The sequence below is a fragment of the Vibrio sp. M60_M70 genome (assembly GCF_037162085.1).
GTDB classification, from domain to species: Bacteria; Pseudomonadota; Gammaproteobacteria; order Enterobacterales; family Vibrionaceae; genus Vibrio; species Vibrio diabolicus.
In genome coordinates this window covers 1,921,753-1,936,570 of the sequence record NZ_JARLUL010000001.1, presented here as the reverse complement: position 1 = coordinate 1,936,570, position 14,818 = coordinate 1,921,753, and the positions used below count along the sequence as shown (strand labels likewise).

General features: G+C 40.8%; 12 protein-coding genes and 1 pseudogene. 8 read left to right on the top strand and 5 right to left on the bottom strand.

Going from position 1 to position 14,818, the window contains the following annotated elements:
- Positions 1-154 precede the first annotated feature (154 nt).
- On the bottom strand, positions 155-1,111 hold the full coding sequence (locus P4S59_RS08935; protein WP_033906599.1) for an IS110 family transposase: 957 nt from the start codon (positions 1,109-1,111) through the stop codon (positions 155-157).
- A 453-nt stretch (positions 1,112-1,564) separates the two neighbouring features.
- Between P4S59_RS08935 and P4S59_RS08930 the strand changes: the two genes are divergently transcribed.
- Positions 1,565-1,939, top strand: a complete 375-nt coding sequence (locus P4S59_RS08930) for a T6SS effector amidase Tae4 family protein (protein ID WP_337168261.1) — start codon at positions 1,565-1,567, stop codon at positions 1,937-1,939.
- A gap of 86 nt (positions 1,940-2,025) precedes the next feature.
- On the top strand, positions 2,026-2,391 hold the full coding sequence (locus tag P4S59_RS08925; protein ID WP_124009215.1) for a T6SS amidase immunity protein Tai4 family protein: 366 nt from the start codon (positions 2,026-2,028) through the stop codon (positions 2,389-2,391).
- 380 nt (positions 2,392-2,771) lie between these two features.
- Here the strand turns inward: P4S59_RS08925 and P4S59_RS08920 are convergent.
- A protein-coding gene (locus tag P4S59_RS08920; RefSeq protein ID WP_411913204.1) for an IS3 family transposase occupies positions 2,772-4,306 on the bottom strand; the annotation gives its coding sequence in 2 pieces (ribosomal slippage) (positions 2,772-3,853 and positions 3,853-4,306; 1,536 coding nt in all).
- A 555-nt stretch (positions 4,307-4,861) separates the two neighbouring features.
- On the opposite strand from P4S59_RS08920, the gene P4S59_RS08910 reads away from it, so the two are divergent.
- The 5 genes from P4S59_RS08910 (at position 4,862) to P4S59_RS08890 (ending at position 10,641) form a co-directional block, all read left to right on the top strand.
- Positions 4,862-5,278: a DUF5675 family protein gene (locus P4S59_RS08910; protein WP_256895171.1), complete on the top strand. Its 417-nt coding sequence runs from the start codon at positions 4,862-4,864 to the stop codon at positions 5,276-5,278.
- 3,115 nt (positions 5,279-8,393) lie between these two features.
- A complete protein-coding gene (locus tag P4S59_RS08905) occupies positions 8,394-8,771 on the top strand; it encodes a hypothetical protein (RefSeq protein ID WP_242446605.1) in 378 nt (125 codons plus the stop codon).
- A 97-nt stretch (positions 8,772-8,868) separates the two neighbouring features.
- The gene (locus P4S59_RS08900) at positions 8,869-9,222 is read left to right on the top strand and encodes a DUF1428 domain-containing protein (RefSeq protein ID WP_256951783.1); all 354 of its coding nucleotides are present in this window, start codon (positions 8,869-8,871) and stop codon (positions 9,220-9,222) included.
- Positions 9,223-9,530: 308 nt separating this feature from the next.
- Positions 9,531-10,157: a LysE family translocator gene (locus tag P4S59_RS08895; RefSeq protein WP_337168260.1), complete on the top strand. Its 627-nt coding sequence runs from the start codon at positions 9,531-9,533 to the stop codon at positions 10,155-10,157.
- Between the two features lie 142 nt (positions 10,158-10,299).
- Positions 10,300-10,641, top strand: coding sequence for a hypothetical protein (locus P4S59_RS08890; protein WP_074191397.1), 342 nt, complete (start codon positions 10,300-10,302; stop codon positions 10,639-10,641).
- A 47-nt stretch (positions 10,642-10,688) separates the two neighbouring features.
- On the opposite strand, the pseudogene P4S59_RS08885 reads toward P4S59_RS08890, so the two are convergent.
- The 3 genes and pseudogenes from P4S59_RS08885 to P4S59_RS08875 form a co-directional block, all read right to left on the bottom strand.
- A pseudogene (locus tag P4S59_RS08885) lies at positions 10,689-12,043 on the bottom strand (FUSC family protein).
- Between the two features lie 14 nt (positions 12,044-12,057).
- A complete protein-coding gene (locus P4S59_RS08880) occupies positions 12,058-12,921 on the bottom strand; it encodes an HlyD family secretion protein (protein WP_337168259.1) in 864 nt (287 codons plus the stop codon).
- Between the two features lie 10 nt (positions 12,922-12,931).
- Positions 12,932-13,144, bottom strand: coding sequence for a DUF1656 domain-containing protein (locus P4S59_RS08875; RefSeq protein ID WP_048626481.1), 213 nt, complete (start codon positions 13,142-13,144; stop codon positions 12,932-12,934).
- A 301-nt stretch (positions 13,145-13,445) separates the two neighbouring features.
- Here P4S59_RS08875 and P4S59_RS08870 point away from each other — a divergent pair, with 301 nt between their 5' ends.
- Positions 13,446-14,363 (top strand): LysR family transcriptional regulator, encoded by a 918-nt coding sequence (locus P4S59_RS08870; RefSeq protein ID WP_104974041.1) that lies wholly within the window; start codon positions 13,446-13,448, stop codon positions 14,361-14,363.
- Positions 14,364-14,818: the final 455 nt, after the last annotated feature.

Below are 14,818 nucleotides of genomic sequence, written 5' to 3'. Positions count from 1 at the left end.
TCTGTTCCAAGTGGTTTCAGTGGCAAGTCGCTGTAAGTCTAAGCCTGACTTAAATGCATCAAAGCACATAAAGATCATGGTTTCAAAGTAGGGCTTGTCGTAGAATTTTGGCTTAAACGTCCATGCGTATAACAAGAGACTATGGCGTCAATAGTTAATTTTTGAGGCTATCTGTATCCCACATAACACCATCTCTTAGCATTGAATTTAAGATAACAACCATCTTTCTCATGCAGGCAACAATGGCAACTTTTTTCGGTTTTCCTGCCGTAAGTAGTCGTTCATAAGTTGCTTTGAAAACAGGGTTGCATTGGATAGCCGACATCATCGCCATATACATAACGGTCCTAACTTGAGACCGCCCTCCTTGTATCAGCCGCTTACCTTTAAAGCGGCCACTTTCTCTTGTTATTGGTGCGACACCAATGAGAGAAGAAGCTTGTTTGTTAGTGATAAAGCCCAGCTCGGGTACATTACTAATTAGGGAGGCAGCAAGGACTTTACCAACACCAGGCATGCTTTGGAGAATAGTATTTTTGGCTTGATACTCAGGACAACTCTCAATCAGTTTCGCTATCTTTGCTTCTACTTTTTCAATCTGATTTTTCAGGGCGGTAAGGATAGGGGTAATCGTAGACGAGATATTCTTAGGTAATATTTGTAGTCGGTTTCTTTCCATGGTTTGCATGGTGAGTAGCTGGTTACGCCTTGTGACTAAGTCACTCATAAGGCGTATGTTTTCGCTTTTTAGTTTGGTCAGTTCTGGCTGAACACGTTCGGCATAATGTGCGATGAGAGCGGCATCTAAACGGTCGTTCTTAGCTCGTTGACCAATGGCACCAGCAAACCTTTTAATACGTAGTGGGTTGGCAATAACATAAGGTAATTTGGCTTTGTCACAGGCGAGTATAAAAGGCATTTCTAATCGACCTGTAGCTTCGATGACGACACGTTGAGGTTTGTGTTTCTTAATGGTTTTTATGGCATCGCTGATGCCTTTTTCGGTGTTCGGGACAGTGAAGTAAATATCGAGTGGTCGGATGTAGATGTCTAATTGTGACTTACCAGTATCAACGCCGACATTAATGTTTTGAAGTGTGTTTGTATTCATAATAAGCTAACTCTTGCTTGCAAATGCGGGCTCGAGACCCAGAAGACTATTCGAGTGTGGTGCTTGGAGTTCTATCTGGCGTTCGTACTTGTTACCGGTCTCTCAATTGAGGAGCCATCGTTCAATCGAACTACCAGATAGAAGAACTTTAGTTGCAGCTAAAGTCTGGGTCTCACCTTACCCGATTGGAGTACTTATTATCCATACAAACTGTTCAAGAGGGATTCGCAACGCGTGGCATTTCTACTATGCGTTGTTTTTAGTGATTAAGGTGTTATGCGGAGGCTTCGGTATTGCGTACCTCACACCTTAACAAGGCGGTATAACTCTTTTGTCAGTTTTATTGTTACACCTTTGATCTTGAAGAGCCTCAAGAACAATTAACTTGTTGTTAGTATGGTTGCTTATTTTGTGAGACCTTTTCGTTCAAACAATTGATGGGGAGGTTTTTAAGTGGCAGCACGTCCTAGCTTACTAAAAATGAAAGTGGCTTTTGCAAAGGTTAACCGAGATGTATCGGACGTTGGTACAATAATTGGTGGTAAAGTGAATCACAATATCAATGTGCTAACACCAGAGCAGGGCCGTTTTGAAAATGCATGTGTAATTCGGATGTCATATGCACTTAATTATGCTGGTTTTAAGGTTCCTTACATTAAAAATAAAACTGTATCTGGTGGACAGGGAAATTGGTATATCTACAGAGTCAGGGATTTGATCAGCTTCTTGCATCAAAAGTTTGGTGAACCTGAGGTTGTAATTGAAAATCCTAACGCGAATAAGTTGGCTGACTACAAAGGTATATTGGTCGTTGATGTGGATACTTGACTAGATGCATCAGGGCATGCAAGTATTTGGACTGGCTCAAGGTGTACGGATAGTTGTTACTTCCCACAAGCAAAGAAGGCGTACTTATGGAAACTAGAAGATTAGTCAGCACTATATTTGTTGCAACTTTTAGCGTGGGATTAAGCGCAAGTCCATTGAGCACTCAAAGTGATGAGCAGTTATTTAAAAAATATGCGCTTTCTTCTTGTATTGCGACTTATTACAAGGGCTCCGATGTGGCCAAAGATGCGGTAAAGGCAATGCAAGGCTACAGAGAGTTTTCTAATTTGCCTTTAGATGCATTTTTTGAGCTCAGTGAATTATTGAGCAATAAGAATATTGACTCTTATAAATCAAAAAGTGGTAGTGCAATAGAATTGGCATATTGTTTAGACTTCGCGAACTCAGAAGACGTTCATAAGCTATTGACTAAGGCAAAATCAGAGTTATAACAAACTGTTTAAGAGTGATTCGCAACGCGTGGCATTTTTACAATGCGTTTGTTTTAGTGTTTAAGGTGGTATACGGAAGCTTTTGTATTGCGTTGCTCACCCCTAACCGCGGCGTTATGTTTCTTAGTCGAGTATAGAAAACTATAGTTAATATTTAAATGATTATTGTGGAAAAGGAGAGTTCATGGATGTGTATTAGTTGCTAGCATTTGCGGCTTTTCTAGTGCTCATATCTTCAATGATAATGCTCCTTGGGAGTAGTATTTTCCTCGGGTTACAGATGGAAATACTAGACCCGAGTAGATATAAAACGATCTACGTTTGTTTGTTTCTTTTCCTAGCGGCGTTTTTCAAGCTAGTTGTCACTACTTGATTAATTATCAAGCAGCTTCTTTTTCTGGGTTCAGGTGAACTTCTCCGATTGGTTCGCAGTTGCGTATTTTACCTGACCAACGTTCTGGTTTTGCTTGGCGATGTGCCATCAACACCTTAGCTCTTTTCTTTAAAATCTCTGTATCCTTTCCACTATGTCGCTCTGAAGGTGTCACGTAATTCAGCCGACTATGTTTATGCTCCGTGTTGTACCAGATTACGAAGCTTTCTACCCAAGAACGGCTTCGTTCAAGGCTTTCGAACCCTTTTGATGGCCAGCTCGGAACATATTTAAGCGTTCGGAACAGTGACTCTACATACGGATTGTCGTCGCTCACTCGAGGACGACTGTAAGATGAAGTAATGCCAAGCTCCTCCATTTTTGCCTTGAACGTCAACGACTTCATTGGCGCACCATTATCTGAGTGCAGCACCAATGCTTGATTGAAGCATTGCTCTCGCATCAGCGTGCGCTGAAGTAGTTGAGATGCCATCTCTCCGCACTCTCGGTCATAGACATCATACCCAACAACTTTTCGACTGTAGATGTCTTCAATGAGGTAAAGGTAATAATGTTGTCCACGAACACCTGAAGGTAGATACGTAATATCCCAAGTAAATACCTGATTTGGACCTGTCGCTGTGTAGCTTGTTGGTGTTGATGATTTTTTACGGCTACGTTGACGGCCTCTACGGTTAAGTTGTCCTGCCGCTTTTAATACGCGATAAAAGCTGGCTTCAGAGGCAATATACCGACCTTTATCCAGCAGTGTTGGCACTATTTGGCTTGGCGGCAAACTGGCATACTCGGGCGCATTACTAATATCAATAATATCTTGCCGCTCTTGCTCTGAGAGCTTATTAACAGGCTCAGGTCTTATCGACGTTGGTCGCTCATCAGCTTGTATCTTTCCGCGCTGATACCAGCGACGGTAAGTCCGTAAATCTATCTCAGCTTCATTGCACGCACGCTCTAAGCGACTGCCGCTCTGACATGCCTCATGGATAAGCGTAACGATATTTTGCCTTTCTTCGGTTGAGGTTAGTCGTCCTCTGGCTCTTCCCCGTAAAAGGCCCTCAGCTTTTTTCTTAGCACCAACAAGGCTGCCGTTTCCGCTAATGCTTTCTCTTTAAAGCGAAGCTCTTTTTTTAATTCTTTGATTTCATGCTTATCGGCTTTAGCTTGTTTCTTTGCCTCGGCTTCACGCTCCTTCGATGACATGAACCCCTGCATACATTCGCTGCGCCACTGCTGGACTTCTTCTGGGTACAACCCGTTTTCACGGCAGTACTGGCTTAATTCATTTTCTGTCATAGAAAACGTCGCAGCGACAATGGCTAACTTAGTTTGCGCGGACCAATGCTCTGAAGGAATATGACTGTTTGGCACAACGGCTCCTGATTCTCGAAGTTGTTTGCGCCAATAATACAGCGTCGCATCACTGATGCCTTCTTCTTTTGCTACTTCGGCTACAGAGCGAGAGTGCGGGGGTAACAACTTTTTCAATACAGCTTCTTTTCTTTCTTGTGAGTAACGAGACATATTTCCTCTGTCACCGCCCCTTTAATTGGTTATTTTTTAACAGTGACAACTAGCCTGACACAGGGGGCTAGTGTGCTTCTCTTTAATTACGTAAGAAGTAGCGAAAATATCTCGAAGTATCCTAAAAGTAGTTCTTGGTTGTTTACTGTCATTCGATATTCTATGTTTTCACTCTTCATATCCTTTGTATTTATGGGGTTTTCTGCTTTTTTTGCAGCAGGTAAAAGCTAAATTTGTGGCCCGCAAAATGGTTCGGCTCATTTACGGTAATGTACTGGCGGGTGATAATAAACATAACAAATTGTTCAATAGTGGTTCGGCACGCGTGGCATTTTTACTATGCGTTGGTTTTAGTGTTTACGGTGTAATGGTTGAGTGCTGTGGTAACGTTGCTCACCACTTAAGCGGGTGTTATCTGTCTACACTAAAGTTGGTGTAAAAAACGTAACACTCAATTTCATGTAAGTTAGCGATTCCTCCATTAATAATGAAACACACCTGTTGTAATAACACTGTTCTGTTAATTTCATTGATGTGATAGTAAGGTACAGAACAATGAAAAAGTTAGATGAAGCTAAATTAAATCTAAACTGTACAAAGCAAATGCGAGAGACAACTTTAGGTAAGTTGACTATCGAAGGAGTAAGTAAAAGTTGGTTTGTGCTTGAGTCCGCAGGACCAGAATCTATGACGGAGGGCTCTGACAAAAGAATCAAAGCAGGCACATACAAATTATTGTCTTATAGTTCACCTAGGTATCCTAATGTATATGAACTACAAAATGTTCCGGGTAGGTCATTCATTCTAATCCATGCCGGAAATTATCATCAAGACACTCTCGGCTGTTTGATGCCTGGTAAAACATGGGGGAAAGTAGCCAAATCACATTACTATGTAGGTAGTAGCAAATTGGCTTTGAAAGAAATATTTCTGAAATTGCGAACTATAAAAAATCACCATAAATATATCTAACCAGTTGGAGCTGCAACAATGATAAGGAATATAATAATTCTTATGATGTCTGTTTTTTTCTCACTGCCAATGTATGCAAAAAACCAAGAGGTGAGTCTCTTACATAACTGGATGATAGAAAACTACCAATCTATAGAATCAAACCTTGAAAAAAGAAGCTTTGGAAATGGTTCCTGCACTTTTTTCTTTGGTAGAAATTTGGAAGCGTAGAGACGGAGCTATTTCTGGAGAAGTTTGCCCTTATTGCTGGTTGCGTTAAAAATTGAGCCCCAGAATACTTTACTTTTACTATCTGAAAACCCTGAGTCCTTTAACAAATGATTAAATGAGTTAGAAGGGATGGTGTTCACAGACCATACAGGTGATGAGAGCAATCAGTTAGAAAAGCTAAGAGTTGATGTATTAGCAACAATGAAATCTTACTCTAGAAAAAAGCCAGATAAATTGAAGTCGATGGCTGACGCACTCATTGAAAGGTTGGAAGTCATAAGAGTGAGAGATTGAGCTAGTGCTAGCAGTCAGCTAACAAAGCATTTAAGAGTAATTCCCAACGCTTGGTATTTCAGTTCAAGGTTGGGTTTTGTGTTTACGGTGCAATGGCTTAGGCTTGGTGATAGCGTTGCTCACCCCTTAACGCGGCGTTATGTACTATTGCAGCTAAATAGCCACGGTGCAAATTTCATTATTCATTAGTAGTACCTCATTTTCTCCAGGTTTTTCTGAGAAATCTAGTCTAAGCGCACTTATGCATTTATATATGATACTTCAACACCAACAGCATCATCGATCAATTGAGCTGAAATTGAGTTTTGTTGAACCATAGTCTGAGGTTGGTTTAGAGTCGAAAGATACCAAAAGCTATCGGATAGAATTTTAATATATCTCCTGCAACTCGAAAGCTCAGGTTGTGAATGTTCATTGATCTAATAGAGCGAAGCATCTTTATCGGTTTGTATGGATACAGCCAATAATAAATATCAACATCTTCAGGTAGTGGGGCTGCTTCATTAAGTAAAAACTCGGCTAACTCAGTGTACAGAGGATCGTGTGGCCTGTCTGAATACGCTAGTGGCTGCCAACAAATGATCAACGAAAGCTTTGGCTAACTTTAAGGTTTTATGCGGACGGTAGGTCGTTCTATTAAATGAATACTCAAAAGTTAGGTTGCTAAGATGCTCAGCAATGTAGTTGCGGAAATCAATTAGCTCTCCGCCGTATTTGCTTCCAAGTAGGCTATTACATTTTCCACAAACAGTTCTAAAGTGAATACCGCCTTGAGAGGGGTTCCTTTGGGTTTCTCAGAAGTTCCTAGGTACTCTGGTAACTTTAACGATTATTTTGTCTTCAACATTACCGCAACCTTGAGGTACAATATTTTCTCTGGTCAGTTTTCCGTGCTCTCGACAAATCGTACAGTAGTCATGCGCCTTGCCCTAAGTCATAACTCTTTTCTGTAATCGCTGTGAAAACTTTCCATAGTCTGCGCCTCATAATAGTTACTGAACGGAGTTTAATCTACATTAGCTTTAAATACAGTAAATTAGAACTCACATAACAAAGCATTTAAGAGTGATTCGCAATACTTAGCGTTTTTGGGTTTCTTCTGCTTTTGTGTTTACTGTGGTCGAATTAAGTTGTGTGCTAGTGTTACTCACCACTCTAGCGAGTGTTATAACTTTTTTGTCAGCTGAATCATGATTTCTTAGAAGCAAAGGGGGACGAACCTATGAAAACTAGTCAGCGTTATTTCTGTTGCTGTTTTTAGTTTTGGGCTCAGCGCAAGCCCTTTAGTCTTCCAAAGTGATGAGCAATTGTTCAAAAATTTTGCTCTTTCTTCTCGTATTGCAACCAAATATTAGGAGTCCGAAGTCCAAGAATGGTTGCGTGATAGAGATAGCTTATTGTATAGATTTCTCTAATTTGGAAGTCGTGCATAAGCTATACTCAAAGGCAAAATCAGAGTTATAACAAACAGTCTCTTTTAAATGCAAAAGGTGCGTAGAAGGAATTTCTTCGCAGATGTCTACTTCAAGCGGAAGATTTGTGATGCTAGTTTTAATGCTAATAATAATATTATTATTATCGACGGTTCATTTTTCACATGTATTATTGATGCTATATAGGTTATCTGAAGAAAAGTTATCGCCGAGCGTTACTTTTCTTCGTCCATTATCTGTGTGTGTTATGGCTGCATGTGCTCAGTACTATATTCTTTCAATGATAACTGGCTACAATTTGCCCGAGATTGCTGGACTGGCTCTAGTGGCTACGAATGCATTCTTCTTCGTTGGTTTTCATTCTGCGTACAGATCAAGGCTAAAAAGCTTAGAAAGTAAAAAGTAATCCTAAGCCTATGTTAAGCCAACAAAGCATTTAAGAGCGATTCCCAACGCTTAGCGTTTTCAGTGCATAGGTTAGGTGAAAGCGTTTTCTTACAACCTGCTTAGATACTTTGGCCCACGTCCACCTAAACTACAATCTCAGTGAGCTTTGGGGCGACCCAGAGTTTTGTGAGGAGGTTACTGAGTTTAAGCTGGTAGATATCATGGTGTATAGTGTAAGCGCGTAAATAATAAATTTTTTAAACCCGAGCCTCAACCCTTAAGTATTTTTTGCTCAAGGTTTATTTTATGCTCCATTCTTATAAGGTACCAAAAGGTTTTAACTATTGCGAAGTGGCGAACACGCGAAGACTGGGAGCGGTTTTGGGGAACTAGTAACCCAGAAAAAATGAAGAAGATGAGTGAAATTGCAGAGCGTATTTCAGTTGAACCATTCGATGAAATTGAAGATAGAACTAAGTAGGGCAATAGAAACGTTAAAGTGATGCCTAATGAACAGTTTGGCGGACAATATGAAAGACAATCTTAACCAAGGAACAGGGTTATGCAGATTTTAATTGTTGGAGGTAGTAAGGGTCTAGGAAGGTTCTTGGCTACGAACTTACAGGGTACAGAAACTTATACTATTTCTGAGATCAAAGCTAGTTGAGGATGGAGTAGCTTCTGTTCGTATTGATGTTAGTCCGGAGAAAAAACCAGATTACACGTGCTTCAAAGGTGTAAAGTTTGACATCATAGTTTATTTGGCGTCGATGTGGGGAGAGTCTTCAAAATTGACAACAAACGAACTGATTGAGTTTATGAATGTTGGCCCGATTGGGTATCTTAATTTAGTCAATGAACTTAACGCTTTAGGTTCACTTAACGATAAATGCAATATTGTATCTATTGGATCTACAGCAGAGCTTTCAGAAAATAGTGAGTACCCTGCATTCAGCCTCAGTAAAAGATTACTCAAAGATATTTCTAGCCAGCTTCAAAACGTTTATCGTGATTACCGCTTTACTCACTTTACAATAGGTGGGATCGGGCATGCAGAAGAGGAACGTATTGAGTATTCGAGCGTTTTGGAAATTATAAATACGCTAACTAAGCTAGATCCAAACACATACCTTTCAAATATGCATATAAAGTCCAAGCTAGGAATGTAGCTCTCAAGCTGTATTACGTACCTGCTTCTATGATTTGGCATCATGTGCATACTTTTTATTGAGCTATGGTTATAACTCCAATGAAAGGAGTTTACTTATGTCATACATTGATGGGTTTGTCGCTGCAGTACCGACAGCGAATAAAGAAAAGTATATCGCACACGCAAAAATAGCAGCAGAAATGTTTAGGGAGTTTGGGGCCTTAAAGGTTATTGATACGTGGGGAAGCGAAGTACCAGACGGTGAGATCACATCATTTCCCATGGCAGTTAAAGCTGAAAGCAACGAAACCGTTGTGTTTTCATGGGTAGTCTGGCCTTCAAAAGAAGTGCGAGACTCAGGGTGGCAGCGGATCATGGGTGATCCTCGAATGAGTCCTGAGAATAACCCAATGCCCTTTGATGGAAAGCGTCTCATTTATGGTGGATTTGATGTTATTTTGGAGCAGTAAAATATCAGAGAATCCCCAGCTTGATTCGTGACACTTGGTGCTTTAATCAGGATTACGCTTCTGATGTACATTCAATAGAGTATTCCGCGATAAGGGTTGATAAAACTTCATGTGGAGGCTTAGAGTAAAAATGGAAGGAATAAATTATTCACTGATTGTCGTATCAGCTATAGCTAGCCCCGGGCCTGCGATGGCAGGCACGTTAATGAACTACGGTCAACGCCTTGACAACTAACGGAAACCTAGACGTTGCATTACTTGTAGTTCGATGAAATGTTATCCCGCAAGACGTTAACCTGGAGAAAAGAATGGATTCAAATTCACTATTACTATTTGTTGTCGCTTGTCTCGCTATCAACATGATTCCTGGACCTGATGTAATTTATATTGTTTCCAATACAATGAAAGGTAAGTTATCTGCTGGGCTGAAAGCGGCTTTGGGGCTTGGTGTTGGTTACTTTTTTCATACACTAGCAGCATGTTTAGGTTTGTCAGCAATAATTCTGAGTTCAGCTTTGGCTTTTAGCGTTGTTAAATGGTTAGGAGCCGCTTACCTAGTTTATTTAGGTGTTCAGTCGTTACTGTCCATGTGGCGTGGAGAAAGTAAAATCGTTGAAAACAAAAATGTTGATAATAATAAAAATGTGTTTGTTCAGGGGGTTATCGTCAGCGTCTTGAATCCAAAAGTAGCGCTATTCTTTCTCTCGTTTCTGCCTCAATTTATTGATACGTCTGCAAGCTCAACATCAATGCAATTATTACTACTTGGCTTGCTGTTCAGCGTACTTGCGACGACATGTAACGTTTTGTACGCATCTGTGGGTAATTGGGTATTTAGTCGTCCACACTCTCAGCGTTATTCAAGAACTCTTGAAGGTGTTTCAGGTATTCTACTTATCAGTCTAGCGAGTAAAGTGGCATTCAGTGAGCGCTAGTGGGTGGAAATATTTGTATAAGAGAAAACCTCAACGCTTGAAATGAGCAATTCAACGTTGGGTTGCGTTTTTATGGCCAACAGCTTTTACTTGGTGTTGTTATTGGTAATACATAAGCGTAAATCAGCAACAAGGATGTGTAATGAAAAATAAGATGTGGATCTTCGCAATTATCTTGCTCATTGGTGGGCCTTCACTATTGCCATTTAGTCTGGAAGTTATTTCTATCATCGAGTTATTTGGGCTGTTAGGGTTGTGGACTGTTTATTCATCCTATGCTGAGTATTTGATCAAGCATCCTCGGCTCAAAAGAGGCGCATCTTTAGCTACATGTTGGGATCTTCAACCTCAAATATTATTCTCACTTCGTGATATTAAAGTATTCCCACTGCTGATATTTCATATGTTTCCTGTTCAAAGTGTGTTGGTTTGGTCTTTAATTTTTACCTTTTCGGGCAGTGTTATTTGCCATTACGTAATTTGATCTAACCCATTGTTCAAAGCATTTCCTTATTAAGTTTAATTGCTTGTTTAAGCGGTTACGCGGGGATGAAACAGGTCATTAAATAACTTGGCGATCATCAAAATGAGCATGATGTTTACCAGCATGAGTAAAGGTGTTTCGATACGATACTCCGGGGTCAAGTTAAGTGCGCCTGAGGTTAATACCACCAATAAATTGACGCCTAAGACTCTATGGATCATCAGCTGTGGTGTAGAAAATACCTCCCAAATCAAAATAATATTGATGAAATAAAATAACCCTAGTTGCCATAGCTCAGTCATCATTGGCATCAAGAAGATGTATTGCAGCAGTATCACTGAACCTGTTCCCAAAACGCCAAAGAAGGCATCTTTAACAACGCTAGGAGGCATTGTAGGTACTATTGATGAAAAGACACCGGCCAACATAGGGAAGATAAACCCACCTGGTACAGGGAGATAAATCCAAACCAATAACGAGGTGATAAACATCGATATTCCTTGTAAAACCTTTCTGCGGTCTTCTTTCAAGTGCTGTATGAAAGTCCGGTGTTCACGATGCCAAGATGTTTTTGGTTCACTTGTTCAGTCAATAAGGTACGGCCAATTAGATGCGTGGTTGGCTGAGCGATATCAAATAGCGTCAGGTTTTGAGCCACAGGTTTCCAGTCAATATCATCACAGTGAGGCTTTTCCACTTGTTCAAGTAATCGTTCTTGAATACGTTTCATCTCTTCGAGGCGCTGATGCCACAGTTTTCGATGTTCTTTGAGGTGGTAACTGCCCGTGAGCGGTAATCCCAGTAGTTGGCACATCTTCTCAATGTTTGCTGTGTTGGTTTCAAGCGCATCAATATCAATGTCATTTGGTTTGTCCATAGCTTTAAGCAACACCTCACGGCTGTTCTCAAAGCGTTGAATGAAATTCTCTTCAGTATTCACTGGCCAAACCAAACGATAAACAACGGAGAAGGTAATGATGCCAAGGATAGTTTCCTGCATTCGAAGTACTGCGAAATGGAACGTCACTTGACTATCAAACCCTCCCATACAAGCGATGATAGAGCACACAGCAAAGCCTATGGAGAACACATCACCGTACTTTTCGTCGCTCGACATGAAAATGCATACACCTAAAAATAGGGTAAAAAAAGTCAGGAACAAAAAGCGATCTTGAGAAAATGCTGTGATTAGGAAAAAGGCATAGCCAATGCCCAGTAGGGTTCCCACTAGGCGATTATGACCTTTGTTTATCGAGTGAGCGAAGCTTTCATTTAATGCCATTACCGCGACGGCGATCGCTGCCCAATAGGGTTTCTCCCATTGAAACCATAAGGCGAGGCAGATTGCGATAACGATAGACAGTGCAGCTTTTATTGCTTCTTTGGTTGAGGCATTAAACATACATTTCACCGCATTTATTGTTTGATGATTTTGATGGATGCCGTCATACCGACGCGTAGTTGAAAATCTTTTGGTAAGTTGTCTAATTTCACTTTAATTGGAATGCGTTGAGCTAAGCGTATCCACTGAAAGTTAGGGTTCACATTAGGCAGAAGGTCGTTACCTGTACTACCGTCTTGCTTCGCGATGCCGTAACCAATGCTCTTGATTTTGCCTTCTAGCACCATTTCGTCGTGCATCATTAAGGTTACGTATGCTTTATCTTGTGGATCAACACCAACTAAATCCGTTTCTTTGAAATAGCCTTCGCTCCAAAAGCTGTCTTCATCAATTAATGCTACAACTGGTGAGTTTGCGACAACTTGGGAGCCGGTGCGCAGATTAAAATTGGTGATGTAACCATTTGTTGGAGCGTACACCTTGGTGTAATCAAGGTTCAGTTTTGCTTCTTCGACGTTTGCTTTCGCCAGCTCCACGTTTGCGATTGCTGTCTCTACGGCGTTGTTCAAATTGTTCAACGTCAGCACCGATACCGCGCCAGGTGTACGCTTTTCTAGTTCCAGTGCACGTTGTTCTTCATTTTTGGCTTTCGCTAACAACGCAATGGCTTGCTTTTGAGCCGCCTGGGCTTTGTGGTAAGACGCTTTATAAATGCTTGGGTCAATCTCAAACAGTAAGTCGCCCGCATTAACTTGGGAGTTGTCTTCAACATACACCTTGATGACTTGCCCGGTTACACGGGGCGTTATAGACACAATGTACGCGCTGACATGACCATCTCTAGTCCAAGGATTGTTTGAGTATGATTGGTAGTAACTGAAAATCACAGTGCCAGCGGAACACAGTAATAAAAATGTGATTAGATAACGTTTTATCACGGAATTTGCCTCAAAAGATGGTTATGAATCGACCAATAACGCCAGTAAAAATCACAATTAGGCTCAGCTCTGCAAGTGCTGGAAACGCAACGTATTTGTGTACCCCTAATTTTGTCGCAACGGTTCCAACCAAAATGGTGAGCATGTAAGCCAATGCAATAACCAGCAGCAAGGGTGGGAAGTAAACTTCACCCCACACAAGCTCATGTGGCATTGAGTTCATGGTGCTTTTCTCTATTTATTTGATGAATGCAAAGATAAGAGAAATCCTACAAATGTAATAATCGCTTTTGTAGGATCAAATCCATCAATGTATTTTTTAGAGAGTTCGTAATGAGTTACATCTAATGTCGAACGTGCTTTAAGGGGAGTGTGAGTGCGATAAGTTTTCGCATTTACGTGCGGAATAACTACGTATCTAATGATGAAGATAAAAGCCTCGGGTCAACCGTCGCTCTTCCGAGCTAGCATTCTCAATAACTTGTGATAGTTTAGTCATGTAGCCCTAAGATATAAGAAAACCTATGAATTTTAGTCTTGAACAACTATTGGCATTCGTTGCTGTTTACGAGGAGCTTTCGTTTAGCAAGGCTGCTGTAAAATTGAATAAGCACAGAACAACCATCGGGCAGGTTATTACGAATTTAGAAGATTTACTTGCTGTGAGCTTGTTTAATCGGGTTGGCCGTTCCGTAGAACCCACTGAAGATGCTCGCCTTCTTTACCACTATGCAAAGCAAACAATTGAACAAGCCCGTACGTTCGACAAAGTCGCATTGAGCCTTGCTCATGGTGGCTTAGAGAGTGTCAGCATTGCCTATTCTAGTGCCATCCCACATCGTTTACTGGTGTTACTTCGTGTTCAATTAGCGGCAGATTTTCCGATGATGCGAGTTAACTTTTTTGTTCGTAACCGTAACGAGATCAAAGAAGGTTTAGCGACTGGTAAGTACCAGTTCGGTATTGTCAATGTGCATGATAGCCGTGCAATACACAGTCTAGACTCGACGTTTTTAGGTCACTTTGAATTTGTTCCCTTTGTCCAGAAAGGTGGTGAACTGGCTTCTATGGCACCCGACCGAGTGTTAACTGCGTTGAGGAATAGCAAGCAATTTGTGTTGCGATCTTTCATTGAAGAAGGAATGGGTGAAAAAGTTATCGTCAGTTCGAATCATGAAGAAGTCGATCAGTTGGCTCTTGTTGTAAAAATGGTTGAAGCAGGGCTAGGGTGGGCGGTTCTTCCTAGAACGCTGGCTCATTCGGAATTTTCTAATAATGATATAGAGCCCGTTGAAGTCTGTGAATTACTAGAAGGCGTTAAGTTTGGTTTTGGCCTTTGGTGTCAACCCTCTAAGCAAATTGGGGATGTAAAAGACTCTATCATGAGGGTTGTTACGGCGTATCGGGAGAAGCTAATCCGCGATTTTAAAGCGACGCCATAACCGTATTCATCCAGACCACATTTATAAACAAGACTCAATTCGAGTCTTGTTTTTTACTTGAAAAATTCTTCTCTTCTGATTGGACGTTAATGTTTATTGGGAGGGAGTAATCTTCTGTATGTGATTATAAAATCGATGCTTTTTTACTTATTCAAGCTTCGTTCAATGAGAAAGCTCATATCGCTCAGCCGCTTTAGTTTAAGAAAGAGAGGCTGCAGTTATTTCACCTCTTGCTCTGATCTAAATAAATTGAGAACCAGTACCCCTAGAACTATAGCGATAGAAATAGAGACGAATCGAGTCATTTGAGCAGAAAATGATTCGATGCCCGTATTGTTAATAATCTGGTAAGTCAGCACAGTGAAGTTAGTAAAAAGCAATTGATAGATGGTTAAGTGTGTCTGTCGACGTATTGCAAAACACGCTAGTTGCAGGCCACAAAAGATGGTAATGCG

Excerpts from the sequence above, each read along its gene's own strand:
- P4S59_RS08935 (WP_033906599.1), bottom strand. The coding sequence starts at position 1,111 with ATGAATACAAACACACTTCAAAACATTAATGTCGGCGTTGATACTGGT.
- P4S59_RS08925 (WP_124009215.1), top strand. The coding sequence starts at position 2,026 with ATGGAAACTAGAAGATTAGTCAGCACTATATTTGTTGCAACTTTTAGC.
- P4S59_RS08910 (WP_256895171.1), top strand. The coding sequence starts at position 4,862 with ATGAAAAAGTTAGATGAAGCTAAATTAAATCTAAACTGTACAAAGCAA.
- P4S59_RS08900 (WP_256951783.1), top strand. The coding sequence starts at position 8,869 with ATGTCATACATTGATGGGTTTGTCGCTGCAGTACCGACAGCGAATAAA.
- P4S59_RS08895 (WP_337168260.1), top strand. The coding sequence starts at position 9,531 with ATGGATTCAAATTCACTATTACTATTTGTTGTCGCTTGTCTCGCTATC.
- P4S59_RS08890 (WP_074191397.1), top strand. The coding sequence starts at position 10,300 with ATGAAAAATAAGATGTGGATCTTCGCAATTATCTTGCTCATTGGTGGG.
- P4S59_RS08875 (WP_048626481.1), bottom strand. The coding sequence starts at position 13,144 with ATGAACTCAATGCCACATGAGCTTGTGTGGGGTGAAGTTTACTTCCCA.
- P4S59_RS08870 (WP_104974041.1), top strand. The coding sequence starts at position 13,446 with ATGAATTTTAGTCTTGAACAACTATTGGCATTCGTTGCTGTTTACGAG.